This window comes from Pyrofollis japonicus, from assembly GCF_033097485.1.
Taxonomy (GTDB): domain Archaea; phylum Thermoproteota; class Thermoprotei_A; order Sulfolobales; family Pyrodictiaceae; genus Pyrofollis; species Pyrofollis japonicus.
Window position 1 is genome coordinate 1,499,727 of the sequence record NZ_AP028634.1, and the last position, 21,408, is coordinate 1,521,134.

Sequence of the window (21,408 nt, forward strand, 5' to 3'; positions counted from 1 at the left end):
AGTAATGGTTCGTAGCTCCCTAGTACTTGCGGCTGGGCTAAGTACCCGTCTGGGAAAACCAAAACAGCTCATAGATATAAATGGGCACCCACTTATATGGTATCCCTTGTCTGTGCTGGCATCAATAGGCGTAGTCGAGACTTGTATTGTCACTAGGAGAGAAGTAGCAGATAAGATAAAGAACATCGCAAACAAAATATTTGGTTCAGGCTCAGCCAGCATAATAATCAACAGTCATCCTGAAAAAGAGAACGGGTATAGCATGCTCTTAGGACTCAAAGAATGCTTCGCTAAAGAGAATGGCTATGTATTTGTCTCTATGAGTGATCACATATATTCGCCTTATATAGCTATGCGCTTATCTGAGGCAGGATATGCAACTCTTTTACCATACTATATAGCTGGCGATGAGTATCCTGAATTCATCGATGTAAATGAAGCGACAAAAATACTTGCAGATAATATTAGGGGCTACCGTGTAGGCAAAGATCTTGCTGCCTGGAACATGATTGATACCGGTGTGCATCTTGTCTCGCCGGAGAGCGTCCTAGCACTTGTGGCCTCTATGGGTCTAGACCGGGGAGAAGTCGTAAAGCTCAACAATATAACAGACTCTCTTGCGCAAATTGGTTGCCTAGGTGTCTCTTCGTTTAAACAGCTTCCATGGACCGAGATAGATACTATTGAAGATCTACAAGAGGTTCTTAGAGGACGAAGGAGAAAGGTGGTAAAGCATGTCATCGAGTGGCTCCGCGGGTAGGGCATTAGCAAAGTCGACCGACGGGATAGTTTCTAGGTATATTAATCGAAAGGTATCAACACGCATAACTGCATTTCTTGTGAAGCTACCCAATCCTCCCAGTCCTGACACGGTTAGTATTGTCTCTGCGCTCGTTACAGCGCTTGGAGCCCTACTGATAGCTACGGGTCCGATGTGGCTTGGCGGTTTACTTGTCCAGCTAGGCTCAATACTTGACGGCGTCGATGGTGAGATAGCGCGTGCACTCAAAAAGCAGAGCAAGGGGGGTGCTTTATTTGATACGATGCTTGACAGACTAGCTGACATAGCTGTTATAACCGGGCTAGCGGCAGCAAGCATAGTTAAAGGCTATAGTACGTGGATAGTGGTGTTCGCGTCTACTCTAGGGCTTGCAGGAGACCTGCTTGTAACATATATTCATTGCATTGGCGAAAAACTCGCTGGGATACATCCCGTATTAGTGGGGCGGTTGCCGGGAATTGCTAGTAGAGACGTAAGGCTCTTCATAGTGTTCCTAGCAAGCCTGGTCAATGCTCCTCTTGCAGCGCTCCTGGTCATAGCCTTTCTAGGATTCCTCTACAGTCTAGCGAAGACTATTGAGCTACTAGGATACATAATGGGGTAGCAGTGGGCTAAGTACTACCATTGTATTGTTCGTCGCGGCTAAACCTAGTTAACTCGCAACCTCTAAGCAAATCTAAACGGTGGAACTGAGGGGTAGAACAAGCCTTGACCTCTCCTAGACAAATAATTGAGAAAGCGCTTAACGAGGGCCGTACTAAACTCCTAGAGCACGAGGCCTTAGACCTAGTAGCTGCTTATGGAGTACCTGTCCCAGGCTATGGTCTTGCAAAAACAGCTGAGGAAGCAGCAAAGATTGCAGAAAAGATAGGGTTCCCAGTAGTATTGAAAATAGTGAGCCCCGACATAGTACATAAGAGCGATGTTGGCGGCGTAATAGTTGGTGTTGAGACAGTAGAGGACACAGTGAAAGCGTTTAACCAAATAATAGAGAATGTCAAGAAACACGTCCCTGACGCAAGAATAGAGGGGGTACTAGTACAAAAGATGGCGCCGAAAGGCGCCGTAGAGGTAGTCGTTGGCGCAGTGAGGGACCCCGTCTTCGGCCCTGCAGTCATGTTCGGCCTCGGCGGAGTATTCATTGAAGTATTCCGCGATGTAAGCTTCAGAGTAACGCCGTTCAAGGAGCAAGACGCGTACGAGATGATACAAGAGGTAAAAGCGTACAAAATAATAAGAGGCTACCGAAACATAGCCCCCCGCGACATAGACTCACTCGTAAACATAATAATGGCTGTGCAGAGAATAATGGAGGAAAACCCTGAAATCTCCGAAATGGATCTGAACCCAATACTAAGCTATGAGAAAGGCAAAGGCGCGCTCGCGGTTGACGTGAGGATCATACTAAGGAAATAAGGCACGTCGGCTAATGAGTTTCTGTTTCCAAACCTTTTAACGGCCAAGTCTACGTTTACTCTAGAATGGCGGTGAAGAGGCACCCCGGAGACCCGGCTTACGACCCTCCCGCCTACGGGGAGGGGATGGGTAGAGCCCCGCATCACGGAGCCTTACTTGTTCCTCTCGGTCTCAGTAGCTCTTTGCAATCAGCAACGATATAAAGCTTATAAAGAGGACCCAAGAACCAAGTATGATTACACCAAGCTCAGGCTTAAATAGTACGAGAAGCATCGCAATAGCTGATCCAACAGATAATGCAATGGTTATTCTTTTCAGTACAAGCCTTGGATGGAGGGTCCGCGTTATTTTTACCAGGATACGATTAGAAAGAGAACGCTTAATCCTAGTGTACTCGGGGAGTTTATGAAGGATTTTAAGCCCATTATTATTGAGTCTATAGTAGACACATGTCCTCTTACGAAGAACGCCGCACTGTTTAATACTTCTCTTAAGTATTTTCAGGGCGCCATTAGCGTATACGGACAAATAATCATCGAGCTGACGAGGACTAAGACGCAGAATGGAAGAAAGGGTTTCAATAGATAACTCCATAGAGGGAGACGACCCTAAAGCCATTAAGGCCTCGTATAGGTATAAGTAGCGCGTGGTCTTAGCAATTATGTCGTAGGGTGTGGCCCCATCAGTAGTGCTCCTACACCTCACAGTACTGGGACTATTCAGACCGTTACTGTTCAAGCCCAGAATGATTCTGAAAAGACGTTGTCCCTTCTCAGTTAAGCGATAATAGCCCTTATTATCCTCCACTAGTCCTTTTTGCCTCATTTTTCTCAAAGCATCAAGTATTGTTTTACGGGGCTGTGAGAGCCTCGTCATAAGTGAGTCAACCGTAGCTTCGCCGGCACCTAGAAGTATGAGTATACGAATCTGGAGCCATCCGCGAGCCAAGTCTATAACAGAATCAAGCTCACGTATCGAGTCAATGCGCTCAATCAGCATTTCTACTTGTCGTTGCTGTATGGCGGTCATCAATTTAGTTCCCAGAGTGTAATATAGATAGGTTTTGCTAGATAAAAGCAAACTGTACGTCTGCTAAGCGAAAACTCTACGAAAGAAATATTACTGCCCATATTCGCCCGGCCGGCGACAACAAAATCAGTATATAAAAGGAACAGTATCCTGTCAGGATAACATGGCCAAGAAAAGGGCCTAAAATAGGTGATTTAGATATGGCAGGCCTGAGAGGTATAGTAGGTATCGAGGCGGCAATAGTCCTAATAGCGTTCGTCCTAGTAGCCAGCGCACTAGCATTCGTAGCAATAAACATGGGTATGTTCTCGGCACAGAAGAGCAAAGAAGTAATGGCAAAGGCCTACGACACAGCAACAAGAGCACTAGACGTAGCTGGTGACGCACTTGCACATGTACAAAATGCTGGTAAAAGCGATGCATATGTAGATGGTATTGTGCTTCCAATTAAGCTAACTGCTGGAGCAGCACCAATAGATCTTAACAAAACAGTTGTAACACTTATACTAGCGAACAGTACAGGAAAAGCTGCAATGATATCAAATGCAGCTGTTAATACAAGTTATTCGTATAAACAACAAACGAATATAACAGTAGTCCTTAGCGCGTTGAACAATAACAATGCTACATGGGTATTCGCGACAAATACAACCGGCACTCTACTCAAGCCGGGCGATGTAGCACTACTCGTAGTAAAGGCGCCTCTTGAAGCCTATGGATGGATACAGATAGAAGTCAAGCCGCCAGTAGGTGCACCACTAGTAGTAAGATATAGCATACCGCCGGTACTAACAAGTCAGTGGATCGACCTAGTACTAGGCCAGTAACTTTAACTAAAACTAAATAGGTGATAAGAATGAAGCTCAATAATTTTTTTAAATCAAAATATTGTAAACGAAACCTTCGTGCACAGATAAGCCAAGATATAGTCGTATTCATATCATTCTCGATTACGGTTCTCGCATTTTTAGCCATATTCATATCGTTTATAAATGGATATCTACATAACAAGCAAGAAGACAGTGTCTATACAGTTAGAATACACGATGTAAAGGGCTACATGTACAAGGATAAAATATACAAAATATCATTTAACATAAATAACTCGACTATAGATAAGATCGAAATAAGAATAAGAACAACAAATAGTACAATAAATGCTTATTGTGATACGAAGAGCCTTTTGCAAGTCTCTGACTCAATTTATGCTTGTATATCTCTAGAGAATTTAGGTTCATACTCGTTTAAATTCAATGAAAATACCTATAGTGTAATTGTTTACGAGGATTCAAATAGAATTCTACATGTACTATATATGTTGAACAATTCATATTTCGATTCATATTCAAGCTTTAAAACTTGTGGTGCTACGTTTACTAATTCAATTATGTGTATGATAAAACGAATTATATTATATAACGACTTTAAATCATTTATATTGGCTTCAAGTTTTAGAAAACCAGTTATTGCTATAGAAGCTAATAATAATAACTATGTTGTCTACGTCGTATTTCGTTACATTGATTTATCCGATATCAAAAGCATAGAAGTAGCATTGTTTACAAAAATGTCTAAAAAACCTATTATTTACAACTTCGGTGTTAAAGAATTGAGATTTGTGCATGGTGAGTCTTAAATGAGTAAGGCACGGACAGCTATCCTGATATATACGATTATAGGTGTCGTCTTAATGTTAATTAGCCTTCTTGAGCTTTATGGTCTTTTTGTTAGAGGTTTTGCTAATGCATCAATAAGCTCTTATGTACTAGTCGGTATCTTGCTATTTGTTCTTTTTATTGGCTTGCACTGGACTATTGTAGGTATTGCAAGTTTAAGATCTCGAGATTAGTCTCTGTGTACGCCTCTCTTTGTATTACCTCAGTCATATAGTTTAGGGTATATGGCTAAATGAAAAATAATTAAGTTCAAGTTTGAAGGTATATATCTAGAATGGAAGGGGAGATTTACAACTATATGATTAGAGCGCCCTCGGGGGGATGATAATGGCACGTTGGCGGTGCAACTGTCCAATATGCAGGATATTTGTGCATCCGGTATTGCGTAGACTTGGAGGCGGGCTTAGCGAGGAGCGGGTAGCAGAACGCCCGATTAGAAGGGCTCCCCTGACCCCCGAGGGCGAAGAAGAGAAACACGCACCGCAAGAATCCCCAGAGATGGCACCTAGCGTAACGGCAGAGGGTGCTCCTCAGCTTCAGCCAGTGATGGCTGCTCCTAGTATCTCTGAAGAGGTAATTGAAGGGATTGTTGGTAAAGTTGTAGAAGGTATGCGTACCGTACTCGAAGAGAACACGAAAGTAATGGTTGAACGACTTGATAGAATAGAGGAAAATATGGGTAAGCTGCGTAAGGAGCTACAGGGCCTAGTCTCCAGCATGGAGAACATTATAGTTGAGTTCCGCGAAGCCATTTCCGAGCTAAGTAACCCGCTTGTAGCTCCAAGCAATCCTCAACAACCAGGTAGTATAGCGGCATCACCCGGCACTGCACAGTCTTTTAAGGCTTCTTCAAACGTGCTTAATTTTGCAAAATCAATTATAGGACTTGTGGATAAAACAGATCCACGTATAATAGAAGAAATAATTGACGAGTATAAAAAAGTAGGCATACTTTCTGATAAAGAAGCCGAGAAACTAGCTGCTATAGTGAAGACCGTCTCAAGACTTAAAGAAAAAGGGTTGGATAATAACACAATAATAACAATAATTAGCTCAATGCTTATCGAATAGCATAGCTTACGGTGAAGACGATATGAAAGCAAAGCTGCGACTACGCGGTATTAGTAGCCCAGTTGGCGAGGCCTTGATGCTACTAGCGGTTATCACCGCATCGATGGCAATAATTAGTGCACTTATATACAACGTAACACTCATGGGCTCGGAGATAAAGAAGTCCGGCACAAGGGCAGCAGCCTACATAGGCTCAAGTATAACATTCGTTGATGCCTACGTGAACTCTTCAACAAGCTGCCACTATATTTATCTAAAGAATACAGGCACATATCCTATAGCTGATTTAGGTAACGCAACCATAATACTAGGTAATGAGACCTCTTCGTATCTTCTGAGCTTTGCCGGATATAATACTACTCCGTCAAGCTTCTCGGGAGAATGGTCCTACGTGGATATCGAAAAACCTAATGAAATATGGGATGTATCGGAGACGATCCTAATTATAGCATGTCCGCCTACTTCGTTAACTCCTCCTTATAGGTTAGTATTGGCACTTCCCTCAGGTAATACTTTTACTTGGAAGTACGGGTGATGAATACTATGCCTTCTACAGCGATAGGTCTGGCGATTGGTGGTGCTGTGCTTTTAGCGTCTATGATGCTGTTCGTCTATATGTGGAACACGTACTATATGAACTACATCGTATCGTTTAAAAGCATAGCGGAAAAAATAAACTATTTATCTAAATCAAAGATAGATTTGAACGCATCAATAATAGAAAGAGGTAGCAATGCGCGTCTAAACATAACAATATATAATGTAGGATCAACATCGATTAATATTGATGGTAATAGTTCAATCATATATATCAAGTGTGTTAAAAACAATGAGGTAGTCTGGGTTAAGCTGCATAAACTAAAGGGTACTAAAATACTGGAGCCCGGTGATCACCTCAGTTTCATAATAAGTTTACGCCGCTCTACAATAAAATCATGTTCATCTATAAGAATAGTATTTGTTAATGGTGACGGCGTTCTAGGGTCAACCGTTCTAAGCCTAAGATAGGAAGGTGATAATAATGAGCAAAGGGCTAACCGTTTTCTCTACTGGTAACGAGGAGCTTGATAGCAGGATAGGCGGGGGGATTCCCCATCCATCGTTGATGCTTATTGAGGGAGAAAATGGTACCGCAAAGACTACTCTTGCTGCTCAAATAACGCGAGGGGCACTAGCATCAGGGCTCAAGGTAGTATACTTCAGTACCGAGTTTACCGCGAAGCAGTTTATATCGCAGACACGTCAAATATCGATTGACTTGACCAAGTATTATATAAAGGGGAATCTAGTCATATACTCGCTTTATAGTGTTAATTTTGATCTGAGTTCTTCGGCGGTAAAGGAGTCTTTCAAGCGATTACTTAGCTATATCCTTTCCAGAAGTGGCGATATCGGCTTATTCGTAATAGACTCTCTAACTCTGTTTCTCAACTATATCGGCTTAGACGATGTCTCGGCATTCGTAAGAGCCTCGCGGCTAGCAGTGTCAAAGGGATCTTCAATAGTAGTGACCCTTCATGCTGGCGTCGTTGATGAGCGCTATGCAAAGGCTATTCGTGCTGCTAGCGATGTTTACTATAAGCTTGGCCTAGCAAATGTTGGCGGCAAGACGGTTAAGGTGTTACAGGTTGTAAAGGCGAGAGGTGCACCCGAAGCTGTTGAAGGTACTCTTGCGTTTGATGTTGATCCAGCCTTCGGGATAAAGATCGTGCCAGTAGTTGTTGCACAGTCCTAGCCCGATGGAGGGATTAGCATTGGCGCAGAGGCTTGCAACCCGGGCGGAAGGCGTTGAAGAGCTTCGCAGACTGAGTAGGCGTTTCCCGCATCTAGCTAGATACCTAAACCAAATAGTGCCGAGACTCGGATGGCCCGCATATTATGGCAAAGAGGTTCCCCGTGAACTGAGGAAAATGTCAACAATTAATGTTATGTACATTATAGATGAAGATGTAGGAATATTTATACATGTATATATGCCGCCAGAGGGAACAGAGTCAGGTTATCGGAAGTACGTCGCTGTGGAGCCAGAACAACCACCCAAGGAACTATTCTACCTAATAGAGGAAAAGCTTGCAACAGTAATAACTGAAAAAGACGTAGTCGGTGATTTAGAGGAGAGAAAGAGGGTTCTCCTAGAGAAAGTCAAGCTGATTACTGAGGTAGTAGACTACCCTGTAGACTACCGCTTACTGATTCCAAGAGTTCATTCCCTCTCAAAGATACCCGTCTACCGAGCACATTATGATAATATGGTATACTACCTCCTTAGAAACAAGGCTGGGCTCGGCATACTTGAACCACTGCTTAAGGACCCGTACATAGAGGACATATCGTGCCCGGGAGTCGGCTACATATACATAGTTCACAAGATATTTGGCCCTCTTGAAACCAATCTTAAGTTTGAGACAGCCGAGGAACTTGATAATTTCATAATCGAGCTCAGTGAGAGAATAGGGAAACCCGTAAGCCATGCGAGACCCATAGTTGATGCTACGCTTCCTGACGGGAGTCGTATAAACATAGTCTTTGGGCGCGATGTAAGCCTACAGGGAAGCAATTTCACCATACGCCGTGTCGCCAAGATACCGATAAGTGTGACACAGCTTGTAAACTGGAACACGTTTGATGAATACGTTGCAGCGTATCTATGGATATTATTGCTCGAGGGTAATAGCGGCTTCGTGTCTGGCGAAACAGCATCCGGTAAGACGACGACACTGAACGCTATAGTAGCGTTCATTAACCCAACAGCAAAGATAGTCACGATCGAGGATACGGCTGAGTTAACCATTCCTCATCCAAATTGGGTACGTGAACTTACACGCGATACAGGTAACCCAGAGACAAGTGTAACAATGTTTGACTTACTTAAGGCAGCACTCCGTCAAAGGCCAAACTACATTATTGTAGGCGAGATACGTGGCGCAGAAGGAAATATTGCGTTCCAGGCAATGCAGACGGGCCACCCAGTACTAGCAACCTTCCACGCCGCGAGCGTTGAGCGATTAGTGCAGAGGCTAACTTCTCCTCCAATAAATGTCCCGAAGTCGCAGATGGATAACTTGAACTTCGTTGTAATACAGAGCGCGATCTACCGTGAGGGAGTACTTGTAAGGCGTGTCCTAAGCGTTAACGAAATCATAGGATACGATCCCCGTACGGACTCTGTTCTATACATTCCGATATTCACTTGGGATCCCGTGCGTGACAGATTCACCTTCAGGGGGCGTGGCACTAGCTACCTTCTAGAGGAAAAGATAGGCCTTAAGAGGGGCTTGTCTCGCCGAAACATGTTCCTCATATATGACGAGCTCGAGCTCCGTGCAAAGATAATTAGGGCGCTCATAGAAAAGAAGGTTTTCCACTACTATGAGCTATTCAGAATACTTGCACGCATATATTCCATAACAATGGAGTATGCGCGTAGAGCCTCTAAGGAGGAAGCACCCTATGCCATAGTAGAAGCCTTGGAGGATGTACTTGTCAAGATCAAGCGCGGCGAGTTCATAAAACAATAGCAAGGTGAGAAAGCCTTGGCCCCTCGGGGGCTTAGAGACCCGATCTTTTTAGCGTCCCTGGCGGCGCCCGTTGTGGGATACTTTCTACGAGGAGTTTCAGGTCTTTTCTTATTCTCTCTAGTAACTTTGGCAATCGCGTTTTGGAGGATAATCTTACCGCTAGTTAGGTCGATGTCAGGCGAGCGCGAAATAACTTTGAAACTGCTTTACTTGTTGCTCCACATGTACACCGTGTCAACCGGTAAGCCAGAAAGACGCCGTCTTTTCGAGCTAAACACTCTTGTTGGCGGATATGGAGAGTACCAGTCGCTGCTTAGACGAATAGCGGTAATAGCAGTTGAATGGGGATATGGATTTGTAAGGGCTATAAGGATTGCTGCTCGTGAAGTGAAAAATGAATACTTTAGGGGCTTCTTGATAAGGCTGGGCGAAGTTCTCCGAACGGGTGAAGACGTTACTAGATTTCTACGAGTTGAGCTTGCCACGGCCCTAAGACAGTATATAAGTAGTTATAGTAGATCAATAGACCTTTTACGTATATTTCTAGGACTTTATGCGACGCTTATGAGTGCTTCTGCGTTTGTAATCCTTACATTTACTCTCTTGGCATTGTTTGTCGGAAAGGATGTAAGCATTTTCATCGTCTCGCTTGCGATGATTATAATAACGTTGTCGACATTTGCGTTGGTAGCAAAGATGATAGCTCCTGAAGACCCATTAATATACCGGAGCAAAGAAGTCCTAAATCCAATGATACTAAAACTTAATAGGATAACTCAATTATCGCTAGCCATTGCACCCTTAGTAGGCGGAATTGTATATTTTATTACAAAGGACCCGCTTATAGTCATACCCTCTCTTGCATTGCCAGCAATGGCACCTGGCATCTATGCAATGAGGATTGAAAATTTTGTTAAAAAGATAAATAACTTTAACCAAGTCTTTGTAAGAAGTTTTGGATTAACATTCTCGGTTTTACCAAACTATGCAGCAGCACTTGAATCAATACTGGTAGCAGACTATGGGCCTCTTACTCCCTTCCTAAGGAGACTCCATGCACGAATAACTAATGGCATTGATCCACATATTGCATTTAGATACTTTATATCCGAGACAGCAAGTATGGATGTACTGAATAGTTCTAATATAATCGTTGACACTATTGATGCAGGAGGCGATATGGCTGAAACAGGGATGGTTCTTTCAAATACTCTTATACGTTTAAACGATGCACGTAGGGATAGAGAGCGACTAAGCAGAACGTTCGAAGTAGTTGTATACCTTATGCAAGGCCTTGTCGCAGGAATAGCTGCAGCTATAGTGAACATTATTACAGCATTTGCGAGATTTTACTCACAGCTATCACAGATAGTTTACTCTTCGCCCCAAGTTTCTCAGTATCTGCCCATAATGCCATCTCTTCCACCATTGAATGTGCTCGCATGGACAATAGCCATTTTCCTTGGCAGCCTAATACTCTTAAACTCAATAATAATAGCCTATGTTCGTGGAAGCATATTTGAGATCTCACTATTGCATGCAGCTGTTCTAGCTACGGTCACAGCCATAGCTGTTAAGATTATGCAAATACTTGCGCAAAGCCTCATAATTCCTGGCCTCTTACCCCCAATAACCGGCTGAATTCATAGCCAGGCTAGTCTTGTGTATAGTATAGATAGTTGCTTCAGATTATAGAGAAAGAGCTATAGCTGTAATATCATGGGTATTATTCTGGGAGTGCATAATGCCAGTGCGCTCCAAGCGAGGCTTGCTGCCTCTAGCAATTACGATAATTATCTTTGCGCTGGCTGTATCTATAATGACTGTGAGTAATGCGGATACCAAGGATTACACGTATATCATAGATCTCAAGATAGATAATGATACTTATGTTGTTGGTCTCAAAGTTGTCTACCCGCTCTTCGTTTCAACGGAGAACACGATTCAGACAAGTATAGCAGCAAAATTACTCTACTCAACAACTAACAAACCAATATTTGTAACCATATCTCTCCTAATAGATGACATAACCATATCCTCTTCAAGTCTTGGATACATTATGCCAAATTCTACTCTAAGTACCCTCCTAAGAGGAATAGTTCCGCCACTTATTGCGGAGAAGATTAAGGACACACTACAGCCCTACTACGCTGTCATAAGAATAGATGCCTATCGGAATTCAACACACATCTACAAGCTCATAAAGGTACCGATAATAGTTATGCGCGAAAAACCAGCCATGGTCCTTAGAGCATTGTTTGCCAATAACCTTACATACTACGTAGCAGTGAGCGGAGAGACGGCTTCGATACCATTAAAAATACTAGTATCAAACAATGGAGCCCTCCCGCTTCGAAACGTATTCTATGAGGTAAGCTTAGGAAACATGACTATAGCCTCTGGATATTTAGCTAGTATTATCGAACCTGGTAATAGTGCTGAGAAGCATCTTTACATGCCGGTACCGTTTAAGGATGGCGTGTATAGTATCGATGTTAAGGCTACTGGATATAGTGGTCTTGACAAGGTAACCTCGTCAACAAATGTAATCCTCATAGTTATACCACGGATATACGTATCAATTACAACACTTAATTCAACAGTTATTGAAGGAAGCAATGTATGTTTTAAGATAAGCACGCTTAACATGCCCTCTTATGCTAATGCAAGCATAATAATCGAGGAAAAATACGAAAATGGTTGGAATCCCGTAGGATTTCTAAACAATATTTCACAGAGCGTATATTGTACGCATATACCATCAACTGGCCTCATAGCTCCTAAGGTAGCGAGATTCAGGGCTTCCCTGCTGCTACGGATCTACGGAATAGACTATGTGATCAGAAGCAACGAGGTTAGTGTAAACGTGCTTCCGCTTACAAGTATTATAAGAACAGCATCGCTTACACTTGTTCCCTCAGATACATCTATATATAGAAACGAACAGCTTCGTCTTAACATTATGCTTTCGCCGTCAGTGCCTACGTGTCTACCTTGTAGAATAGAAAAATACTCTACAAAGTCGATGAGCTGGGAGGCGCTTACTACAACCCAGCTATGTAATGGAAGGGGTGATGTCTCGCTAACCGGCATTGATATAGGTGAAGGCAGGGCTACAATACGCGCAACGGTATCTATCGACGGCGTCTTTATCATAAGTAATACTGTTACCGTTATGGTTTACGGCGAGCCAAGACTAAATGTAAATATCTTGCCGAGCATAGTGCCTCCTAATTCAACCCTAGAGGTCATTATCTCTCTAGAGCCATTCCTCAAGCCATATAAGGTATCAATACTCCCCTCCTGGAGCAATATATGGGTAAATGCTACAGCTAGTAAGCCGGTATTTAAGACAAGGCTTGCAGCTCCCGAAAAACAAGGCGTATATACGATCAAGATACTAGCCAACGTTGATGGTTATAGAATTGAAAAGATTGTACAAGTTACCGTAACCAAACTAAGCCTAACTGTAACCGTTGTCCCAGAAACACTAAGGATCGGTGAAGTAAACAAGATCAAAGTCAAGGCAGAAATATATCCAGGAGTTGTCAATGCTACTGCAAGAATAGAGCTCAGAGGAGCCAGTGGAATAGTTTCAGCTAATACAACACGCATAGTTAATGGCATAGGCGAGGCTTTACTTGATGCGCCCCAGGAACCCGGAAACTACACCGTGGTTGTCATGGTTCCAGCATACGGCTTGGAAGCAAGCAAGTCAATTCAAGCGCTCAGAATAATATATGGCATAACATTAACGTTAAACACAACGAGTGCTCCTGCCGGAAGCCGTATAGCGGCAACTGTAACCATAACACCGCCCCCTAAGGAGCCGGTTACCGTAAATATACTCATCCGGGAGAAGGGTACACAGCTCTGGAAGACGGCTGCATCAGGACTAGCAGTCAACGGTAAGGCTAGCATAGTAATAAATGCTCCAAGTACCCCAGGAACCTACGAGGTACAGGCAGTTGCACCACAAATAGGAGCTAAGAGCAATATTGCCGTGCTAACAGTCACACAAGCCGAACAACCGAGCAGAACACAGTTAATGGCAATAATCGGCGCTGTTGCGGCTGCAGCACTCCTATGGAGCATAAGGACTATACGCAGAGGATAAGTTTTAGAACTAATTGGGAGAGCAAATGTCTTTAAACACTATAGTAGTGGGGAACGGGCTGATAAACGGTATTGTACTGTTCCTGCTATTTGTCCTCCTAATACTAGTAGCTTCCTTAGCCTATCTCATGACATCGTCAAGAAAGGGTAGAAGTACAGAAATAGCTCAACCAAGCCTTACCGCCACAACGGTTACCACTCGTATGGCCCGTGGTGGCGGTGGCGGAGGAGGTGTTTCGGCAGCAACTGGAAGAGAAGAAGGAGGCCACGTTGACCTTATTGAGGACTCTGAGCTTCCTCCACCGTCTACGGGTCCCCGCGAACCTATAGATGCCGTACGTTCGCGCGTATTGCTTTCTCTTATAGAGAAGCAAGCAGTTCCTTTGGTGGAACTTGAGCAGCACATTAGGGCGGATAAGGAGTATATTATGCAGGCGCTTCGAGAACTCGAAAGTAAAGGTCTTGCACGCATAGAGGGTGATGTCGTGATTATTAGTGAACGAGGCGAAAAGATAATAACCAAGCTTCGAGAAAAGTATGCTGAAAAAAGCAATTGGTATGAATCCCTATAATTTAAGCAACTCAACGCCTTTTCAACATTCACAGTAATTATTGGAATAGAAGAGAAGGCGTATGTAAAAGGTTAGAGCCATGGTTTCCCGCCGTAATCCTTTAGGGGTTATTGAGGACCCTATTAAGGCAATTATTATTGATACTATTGCGCGACTAGATAGGAATTACCTCGTTAGAGGAATAGAGGTCAAAAGACGGCCCGGAGAATTGATCATAACTGTTGAGCTACGACCTAGAAACACGTCAACAACCTTTACTATATCCACTTGGCGTATAATAGAGCTTGAGGAAAGGCTCGTTGCTGCACTTGGTGTAGACGCCGACCTAACGCATAGCCGCATAGGTGTTAGCCCTGAGGGTTACCTCGTTATAGTATACACTATAAAGTCGAAAGAAATTGCAGATCTTCTCCCCGAGGAGTAGTTATTCCGCAACACTGACGTATGATTAAAAGGAAATATTGTTGAACGCCTACCGCCTATCATATTTGAATGGAGATACTATGTTACCCCATCGTGACTGTGCTTCCTTTAGCCTTCTCTTCTGCTCTATTAGGACGTCGAATACCTCTTTTGGCGTGTCTGGTATGGATCGATAGATTTCGATTATTCTTTCGATCTTCGCGAGGTGTTGTGGCACACGTGTTGCAAATTCTTTTTCATATCGTTTCTCGCTATACTCCTTGCCTAGATGTTTTCTGAATAGTTCCACGAGGTCGTTATATATTGGTATGAGCCCGGTTGGTGTGTGCAGTGCATCCACTTCGTCATGAACTCTTAGCTCCATCCATTTTAACCAAACTCTTTTATCTATCTTATCTGCTATATAGTTCCCGTTCTCATCTTTCAGGAAGTAGTTTACTCCAAATATCCGTGGAAGCTTCTCGACCTTATTAGGAAACTCAAGGTGTAGCTTAATGAACTCGCCAACAGAGATTGGTAAGAAGTCTAGTATCGCGAACGGATTGAATTCTAGCTTGCCTGCTTTGCCAAGTACTGCTGCTGTTTTCTGCGACTCAAGTGCTGCTGCCTTTGTCACTATGCCGTGGACCCAGTCGTATGCTTCTTCTACTGGCACCCATGTGTCGGGGTCTCGTCCTCCAAATATCATGGCGCTTACAGGGACACCGTAGGGGTCGTTGTATCGAGGATCTAGGCGCTTAAGATACTCGAGCTGTATAGTGAATCTCGCGTTAGGATGGGAAGGAGGTATCTCGTTCCCATTCTCGTCCTTCTTTCCAGGCCGCCATTCACCTGCATAGTTTATGCCGGGGCGAGGCTCTCCTTCTTTACCGTTCCACCATACTTCACCGTCCCTTGTTAGGAGTACGTTCGAGAATATTATCTCGTAGTTGGGGTTCGTTAGCACGCTGTAGAGTTCAGGATCATCCTTAGGGTTGACACCATCTATTATTCCGAACATGCCTTTTTCAGGGTTAACCGCGCGTGGTTCTCCCTCAAAGGGCCTTATTATTGCGAGGTCGTCTCCCACAATCGTGTCAGCTGTGAAGGTTGTGGAGGTCTTTCCGCAGCCTGCGGGGAAGGCACCTGTGAAATAGGTTATTCTATCTCCGGGGCCGCGGACACCCGCGATGAACATGTGTTCACAGAGCCATCCCTCAAGGCTGCCCTTGTATATGCAGAGCCTAAACATGGGTTTCTTTAGCCCTATAGTGTTTCCGCCGTACTGTGTGTTAAGGCTATAGACCGTGTAATCCACTAAGTCGATATATATGCGTCTCTTATCGATGTTCTTGACCCATCCGTGTTCGTCCTTCTCGCCGGTCGCGTGGAGAAACCTTGCATAGTGCAGGTTGGGAGCCTTTTCAACGAATTCGTCGTAGCAGAGCCTGTATAGTAGATTCTCGTTGTGTGCAACATAGGCGGAGTCGGTGACTTGGACAGCGTGCATTGTGAAGGGTGATCGTTTTGGCCCGAAACAGTAGAAGCCGACAAACATTTCTCTGCCTTTCATCATGCCTGGTACTATTTCCTTAATCTCCGCTAAGCCCTTCTCTCTGTCAAGTGTGTTAATGAATGGTATCTCCTTGCCGCCCGGGTATAGTATCCTAGTGTTCTTACGGTCTCTCGCAATATCGTGAGGCCCATCGAAGTGGACAGTATGGTTAGGGTGCTTGCTCGGTATCTCTTCCTTATTTTGTATTGCTTTTCTACGCACGTATTCAAAGTCTTCTTTACTCGTGATAAGGTATACTGAAGCCGGTTGCGCAACGGTAATTATGTCAGCTATCCACCTATGAAGGCTCGGATCATTTATTCGGAGAAGCTTGTCCAGCATATCATCTGTTAAGGCTTTTTTCAGGACAGAAAGATAGTCATAGTCTTTTTCAAGTAGCATAAATCGATTCAATACTTAAGCACCTTGCAGGGCTAGGTACTTACCCAACTAGCTACAAAGGCGGAACATTTTATAAGCATTATCAATACTAAAATTACCTTTTTAAGAACGTCTGCAATACGCTGGAAGGCTGATTTTGTGTGTATTGAGAAGATTGGTGGGCCCGCGGGGATTTGAACCCCGGACCTCCGCCGTGTCAGGGCGGCGTCCTAACCAGGCTAGACGACGGGCCCAGTTATACCCGTGTAGTAAATACTTTCCTCTCGGGAGACGGGGTTAAGTCTTTATTGTTGATTCCTAGTCTTTCGTATCGACTCTATTATTGTCTTGGCCGTTGCTGCTGGGTCCCTGCTCTTCCTTATGGCCCCTCCAACAACTATAATTGATGCGCCAGCCTCGGCGAGAAGCGGGGCGGATTTCTGGTCAATGCCTCCCGCTACGGATACATAAACACTGAGCCTATCCGAGACTCTTTTCACGATTCCATACAAATCAGCAGCGGTCATCCCGAGTGCTCTCTGCGCATCAATACCTATGTGGAGCTCTACTATATCTGCTCCGAGGGCTTCTACTTCTTCTGCTCGTTTCTCAATATCCCTTACTGCAACCATATCAACTATAAGTGCAAGTCCTTTTCGATGTGCCTCCTTAGCGGCAGCTTCTATGGTCTCGTCAAGCGTGCATCCTAGCACGGTCAATGCCGTTGCACCAGCATCGCTGGCTATCATTGTTTCTAAGTCTCCTGTATCGGCTGTCTTCGTGTCTGCAACCACCGGTACTGGCTTTACTACTTCACTAAGGTACCTGACTGAAGAGATCCCGGCTGCTTTTATTAAGGGTGTTCCGGCCTCTGCAATCCAATATTTATCGCCTATTTCTCTGCGGAGCAATGAGGCCAGGTATAGTGCATCTTCTAAGCGCGTATAATCCAGTGCTACTTGGAGCACTGGTGCATCCTTTTCAAGAATGTCTAGAAGGCGTGGCTTCACGGGCTAGCCCTGAAGAGTAGGCATTCATGTCGGAGTTTTTAAAGAAGCTGCTCAATACCATCTTAATGGCGGTCTCGATGCCTCTATATCTCGTTGGGGCAGGACCATCAAGGCAATACCTTACTCTCAAGGCTCTAGAACTAATCAAAGCAGCTGACAAGATTTACATCGATACATACACAAGTATCGCTCCAGGTCTCTCGAGGCAGACGGTAAGCGAGCTATCCTCGAGGGCGGAAGTAGTTGAGGCTCCGAGACGGTTGCTCGAGGATGAAGCGCATAAGATTATTGAGGAGGCAAAAAACAAGAATATAGTAGTGATTGTGCCAGGTGACCCTCTCTTTGCAACAACCCATGTATCGCTGCTCGTGGAAGCGCTGCGACGAGGAATACATGCAGAGGCTATACCCGGGGTCTCGGGCATACAAGCTGTGATTGATGCAACCGGGCTACAGTTTTACAAATTCTGCAGACCTATTACCCTAGTTTATCCAGAGCAAGGCTACAAGCCGTTTAGCGTCGTCGAGACCATATGGCAGAACATGGAGAGAAATCTTCACAGCCTAATCCTTTTAGATCTTAGGCTCGATGAGGGTAAAGCAATGACGATACCTGAAGCTGTCAACATTCTTCTTCGCCTAGAAGAAGAATTTGCAAGCATGGAGAGGAAGCAAACGAGGCTAAGCGATGCATTGATGGTTGGTGTAGCTAGAGCAGGTCTCAGCGACTCTAAGTGTATTGCAGGAAAACCTGCTAGGCTCTTGGAGGAAGAGTTCCCCCCACCCCCACACACTCTAATAGTTCCTGCGCCGAGGCTTCATCCAATGGAATCTAATGCGTTAGGCGTGCTCTGTGATTGTAAAGAATGCATATAGTGGAATTGTTTGATGTGCTCGTCTACATGTGTGTCAAGCCCCTTTGTTCACTTTCTTCAACATATTCACAGCTTCTCGGTATCAGCATCAGCATTGGACCTGCCTCGGTGTTCTCTACGAGAATAGCAGCGATTGGCGCCTCCTTGCCATCAACATCCAGGTATATCTTAAACATTTTAACTGGAGAGGCTGTTTCGGCTGCAAAGGCCAGTGCTATAGGGCCCCAATAATTATCTATCTCTACGTCGCCGAATAAGATTCTCCCCTTATTTACATTGAGCGAGCTTATTTCTACTGCTCCGCCACGCTCAACTATGGTTTCAACATTCTCTCTTCCGAACGTGGCGAATAGGCACCCGTCAATAACTATTAATGGTATTGAAGAACCGTCTAGGTCTAGTGCCGTTACACCTAGGTCGAGAAAATGGCATACTATTTGGCCACTATCCGGGTCAATGGCACCTCTCATCTGCATTAGTGCCTCAAAAACAGTATAGGGTATTGTGAAGTACTTGGTTAAAGAAAGTCTAGGCTTCTTCATTATCTCCGTCACCTACTGTACGCGCCCCTTTCCACCACATGCAATCATCTATGTAGCTTTCTTTAACAAATAGTATAGAATAGTATCGATGTCAGAGATTATGTAGCTTAGCCTAGTATACTCGTTTGGTTGATGCGCTGTCTCATCGCAGGTCATCCACACGATTGCTGGGTAGCCGTGCTTGCGCAAATAGCGCGCCACTGTACCTCCGCCTATACCTATTGGGCGAGGCTCAACCCCCCTTGTCTCCCTAATTGCATCTAGAAAGCCTGCTACGAATGGGCTATCTAGCCTCGTGGGCTCACCTGCATCGTCGTAGCCTAAAACATCGATATCAACATGTGCTCCTGTTGCCGACGAGAATTTAAAAGCAAGTGACTTGGCAAGTTCGATTACGTCTCTTATCTCACGCTTTGGAAGGATTCGACAATCCCAATATACTACATCAGTTCCTGGTATCGTGTTTATGTTTCCTATATTTTCCTCTTTGCGTGTTGGTTCACACGTTGAAACTGGTGGCTCATATACCTCGTCATACTCCGTGAATTTTTCTCGAAAGGCTTTATCAAGCTCAAGGTTAAACATCATTCCTAGGCGGTGCGCGTTAAGCCCAGTATGTGGCATACTTGCATGAGTCTGCTTGCCCTTAGTGACGACCCTCATATGTAGTATATGCTTCTCTGCAACTATTACTTTTGAGCCATCGGGGCTACCAGCGTCGGGGACAAGGAAATAATGTGATCCGCCGTAGTCGTTGAAGACGCCTTTGTCAACAAGGTATCTTAGACCGTATCGGCTCCCTGTTTCTTCGTCACTGACGAGAGCTATCCCGAGGTTTATACGAGGCCGAATACCTTTCTCAACAAGATACTTTGCAACGGCGAATGCTGTAACGACGGCCTGACCGTCATCCTCAACCCCCCTTCCATAAACGTAGTCATCTATAACTGTAACGCTGTAAGGGGGATACTTCCAGAGTGCAGGATCCCCTTCGGGAACCGTGTCAATATGTGCTACTATCCACAAGGTTTTGTCCTTTCGTTCGCCATTTACCATGGCTAATATGTTTGGCCTTATGCCTTTTTTAGCCCTCTTGTCGGGGGCATCAACGCGGCGAGCAACTAGTCCTAGACTGCGAAGCTCCTTCTCAAGTATGTCTGCCCTTTCAGCTTCCCCGTCTCCACCAAGATCGGGAGATATAGCCTTTATTGGTATAAACTTCTTATATAACGATATAATATAATTCTTCATATATTGAATATCGTTACTATTTATTATGCGCGTCAAGAACTGTACACCCATGTCTTCAACGCGCTCTATAAAAGACTAAAAACTTCTCAGAAAATAGCTCGGAGCCCGATTGACATAGGAAGCCAGAAACGTCTACCAATGATTAAGAATATAGCTAATTACGGTGCTCAGGCATACAACTTAACACTGAGTACGGCGGCACCCCATTCGCACAGCGTCTTGACACCTTTGGTAACTCAAAATGTGCGAGGCCCTAGGCTGCATTGCTTCCACACGAACTTGTCTCAAAGTATATAATACCAAATATAAGGGCGCTCATAGCGCATAGGCTCGTTGAAAACGGTCTAAGCCAGGAACGTGTTGCACGGTTGCTTGGCATTTCACAGCCAATGGTCAGTAAGTATTTGAGGAGAAAGCGGGAGGAAATAGTAAAAGAATTCGAAAAAATAGGTCTTAACATTGAGGAGCTCAATTCTGTTGTTGAGCTTTTGGTATCCCTCTTGTTAAAAGGCTCGGTGATCGAATACTATCAAGCGTTTACGAGCTATGTTAATCTGCTCCTTTCTAGGGGTGATCTCTGCGAGCTACATAAAAGACTTGAAAAAAGGCTTCCACAGAACTGTGAACTTTGTCGTAATGCGTTTCGGGCTTTGAAGGATACAAACATAGCTGAAGTTGAGGAGGCTGTTAATGAACTAGTAAGACATCCGTTATTTTTCCTCCTCGTTCCAAACGTCGGGACAAACATAGTTCTTGCAAGAGATGATGCAAGAACTATATATGATGTGGTCGGTCTAAGTGGCGGTATAGTGCGTGTTAATAGAAAGGTCGTTCCAATAGGCGAGCCTACCTATGGCGGGAGCAAGCATACAGCGCTAATATTGTTAGCCGTAAGGGAGAAGTGGCGCTTCATACGTGCAGCAATCGTTATTGCATTTAGCGATAAGTGCATAAACTATTTCAAAACCAATGATATGTTTGTACTCGAGGTTGGGCCGCACAGTGATCCCAATAAATTACTAAATGACATTAAGGACGCTGTCATGAAATCGGTGAGACCAGTTGATGTGATAGCTGACCATGGCGGTTACGGACTTGAACCAGTTATCTATGTCTTTGGTTCCTCTGTAAGAGATGTAGTTAAGAAAGTTCTTGAGTGCTTAGACTTGCTCAAGGAGACTGGGGACTTTGAAGCAGGCGTGAAAGGCTGATGA

20 protein-coding genes and 1 tRNA gene are annotated in these 21,408 nt (G+C 44.3%); 15 read left to right on the top strand and 6 right to left on the bottom strand.

Annotated features, from left to right (window positions below):
• Positions 1-4: 4 nt before the first annotated feature.
• From SBG41_RS07895 to SBG41_RS07905, 3 genes are all read left to right on the top strand, one after another.
• Entirely contained in the window at positions 5-760 is a 756-nt protein-coding gene (locus SBG41_RS07895; RefSeq protein WP_317895003.1) for an NTP transferase domain-containing protein, read from the top strand.
• Entirely contained in the window at positions 735-1,385 is a 651-nt protein-coding gene (locus SBG41_RS07900; protein WP_317895004.1) for a CDP-alcohol phosphatidyltransferase family protein, read from the top strand. The genes SBG41_RS07895 and SBG41_RS07900 overlap by 26 nt, the downstream gene beginning before the upstream one ends.
• 104 nt (positions 1,386-1,489) lie before the next feature.
• Entirely contained in the window at positions 1,490-2,197 is a 708-nt protein-coding gene (locus SBG41_RS07905; protein WP_317895005.1) for an acetate--CoA ligase family protein, read from the top strand.
• 171 nt (positions 2,198-2,368) lie between these two features.
• On the opposite strand, the gene SBG41_RS07910 is transcribed toward SBG41_RS07905, so the two are convergent.
• Complete coding sequence (locus SBG41_RS07910) at positions 2,369-3,226, bottom strand: winged helix-turn-helix domain-containing protein (RefSeq protein WP_317895006.1); 858 nt, start codon at positions 3,224-3,226, stop codon at positions 2,369-2,371.
• A 200-nt stretch (positions 3,227-3,426) separates the two neighbouring features.
• Between SBG41_RS07910 and SBG41_RS07915 the strand changes: the two genes are divergently transcribed.
• The 10 genes from SBG41_RS07915 (at position 3,427) to SBG41_RS07960 (ending at position 14,603) form a co-directional block, all read left to right on the top strand.
• Positions 3,427-4,053 carry an archaellin/type IV pilin N-terminal domain-containing protein gene (locus tag SBG41_RS07915; RefSeq protein ID WP_317895007.1) on the top strand — a complete coding sequence of 209 codons (627 nt, stop codon included), beginning with the start codon at positions 3,427-3,429 and terminating at the stop codon, positions 4,051-4,053.
• 1,176 nt (positions 4,054-5,229) lie between these two features.
• Complete coding sequence (locus SBG41_RS07920; protein WP_317895008.1) at positions 5,230-5,973, top strand: BAR domain-containing protein; 744 nt, start codon at positions 5,230-5,232, stop codon at positions 5,971-5,973.
• A 22-nt stretch (positions 5,974-5,995) separates the two neighbouring features.
• Entirely contained in the window at positions 5,996-6,508 is a 513-nt protein-coding gene (locus SBG41_RS07925; protein ID WP_317895009.1) for a hypothetical protein, read from the top strand.
• A gap of 8 nt (positions 6,509-6,516) precedes the next feature.
• Complete coding sequence (locus SBG41_RS07930; RefSeq protein WP_317895010.1) at positions 6,517-6,981, top strand: hypothetical protein; 465 nt, start codon at positions 6,517-6,519, stop codon at positions 6,979-6,981.
• A gap of 13 nt (positions 6,982-6,994) precedes the next feature.
• Positions 6,995-7,708, top strand: coding sequence for an ATPase domain-containing protein (locus tag SBG41_RS07935; protein ID WP_317895011.1), 714 nt, complete (start codon positions 6,995-6,997; stop codon positions 7,706-7,708).
• A gap of 175 nt (positions 7,709-7,883) precedes the next feature.
• Positions 7,884-9,491: a type II/IV secretion system ATPase subunit gene (locus SBG41_RS07940; protein ID WP_450088471.1), complete on the top strand. Its 1,608-nt coding sequence runs from the start codon at positions 7,884-7,886 to the stop codon at positions 9,489-9,491.
• 171 nt (positions 9,492-9,662) lie between these two features.
• Complete coding sequence (locus tag SBG41_RS07945; protein WP_317895013.1) at positions 9,663-11,132, top strand: type II secretion system F family protein; 1,470 nt, start codon at positions 9,663-9,665, stop codon at positions 11,130-11,132.
• A 103-nt stretch (positions 11,133-11,235) separates the two neighbouring features.
• Entirely contained in the window at positions 11,236-13,608 is a 2,373-nt protein-coding gene (locus tag SBG41_RS07950; RefSeq protein ID WP_317895014.1) for a hypothetical protein, read from the top strand.
• Positions 13,609-13,633: 25 nt separating this feature from the next.
• Positions 13,634-14,179, top strand: a complete 546-nt coding sequence (locus tag SBG41_RS07955) for a hypothetical protein (protein ID WP_317895015.1) — start codon at positions 13,634-13,636, stop codon at positions 14,177-14,179.
• A 79-nt stretch (positions 14,180-14,258) separates the two neighbouring features.
• Positions 14,259-14,603, top strand: a complete 345-nt coding sequence (locus SBG41_RS07960) for a hypothetical protein (RefSeq protein ID WP_317895016.1) — start codon at positions 14,259-14,261, stop codon at positions 14,601-14,603.
• A gap of 48 nt (positions 14,604-14,651) precedes the next feature.
• On the opposite strand, the gene SBG41_RS07965 is transcribed toward SBG41_RS07960, so the two are convergent.
• The 3 genes from SBG41_RS07965 to SBG41_RS07975 form a co-directional block, all read right to left on the bottom strand.
• Entirely contained in the window at positions 14,652-16,538 is a 1,887-nt protein-coding gene (locus tag SBG41_RS07965) for a phosphoenolpyruvate carboxykinase (GTP) (protein WP_397470801.1), read from the bottom strand.
• Between the two features lie 155 nt (positions 16,539-16,693).
• Positions 16,694-16,771: transfer RNA gene (locus tag SBG41_RS07970), tRNA-Val, on the bottom strand.
• A 51-nt stretch (positions 16,772-16,822) separates the two neighbouring features.
• Positions 16,823-17,527, bottom strand: coding sequence for an orotidine 5'-phosphate decarboxylase / HUMPS family protein (locus SBG41_RS07975; protein WP_317895018.1), 705 nt, complete (start codon positions 17,525-17,527; stop codon positions 16,823-16,825).
• Positions 17,528-17,553: 26 nt separating this feature from the next.
• Here SBG41_RS07975 and dph5 point away from each other — a divergent pair, with 26 nt between their 5' ends.
• Positions 17,554-18,402, top strand: a complete 849-nt coding sequence (gene dph5 / locus SBG41_RS07980) for a diphthine synthase (protein WP_317895019.1) — start codon at positions 17,554-17,556, stop codon at positions 18,400-18,402.
• 22 nt (positions 18,403-18,424) lie between these two features.
• On the opposite strand, the gene SBG41_RS07985 is transcribed toward dph5, so the two are convergent.
• Positions 18,425-18,955 (bottom strand): hypothetical protein, encoded by a 531-nt coding sequence (locus tag SBG41_RS07985; protein WP_317895020.1) that lies wholly within the window; start codon positions 18,953-18,955, stop codon positions 18,425-18,427.
• Between the two features lie 36 nt (positions 18,956-18,991).
• Positions 18,992-20,230, bottom strand: a complete 1,239-nt coding sequence (locus SBG41_RS07990; RefSeq protein ID WP_317895021.1) for a M20 family metallo-hydrolase — start codon at positions 20,228-20,230, stop codon at positions 18,992-18,994.
• Between the two features lie 227 nt (positions 20,231-20,457).
• Between SBG41_RS07990 and SBG41_RS07995 the strand changes: the two genes are divergently transcribed.
• Positions 20,458-21,405, top strand: a complete 948-nt coding sequence (locus SBG41_RS07995) for a thiamine-phosphate synthase family protein (protein WP_317895022.1) — start codon at positions 20,458-20,460, stop codon at positions 21,403-21,405.
• The last annotated feature ends 3 nt before the right edge of the window (positions 21,406-21,408 follow it).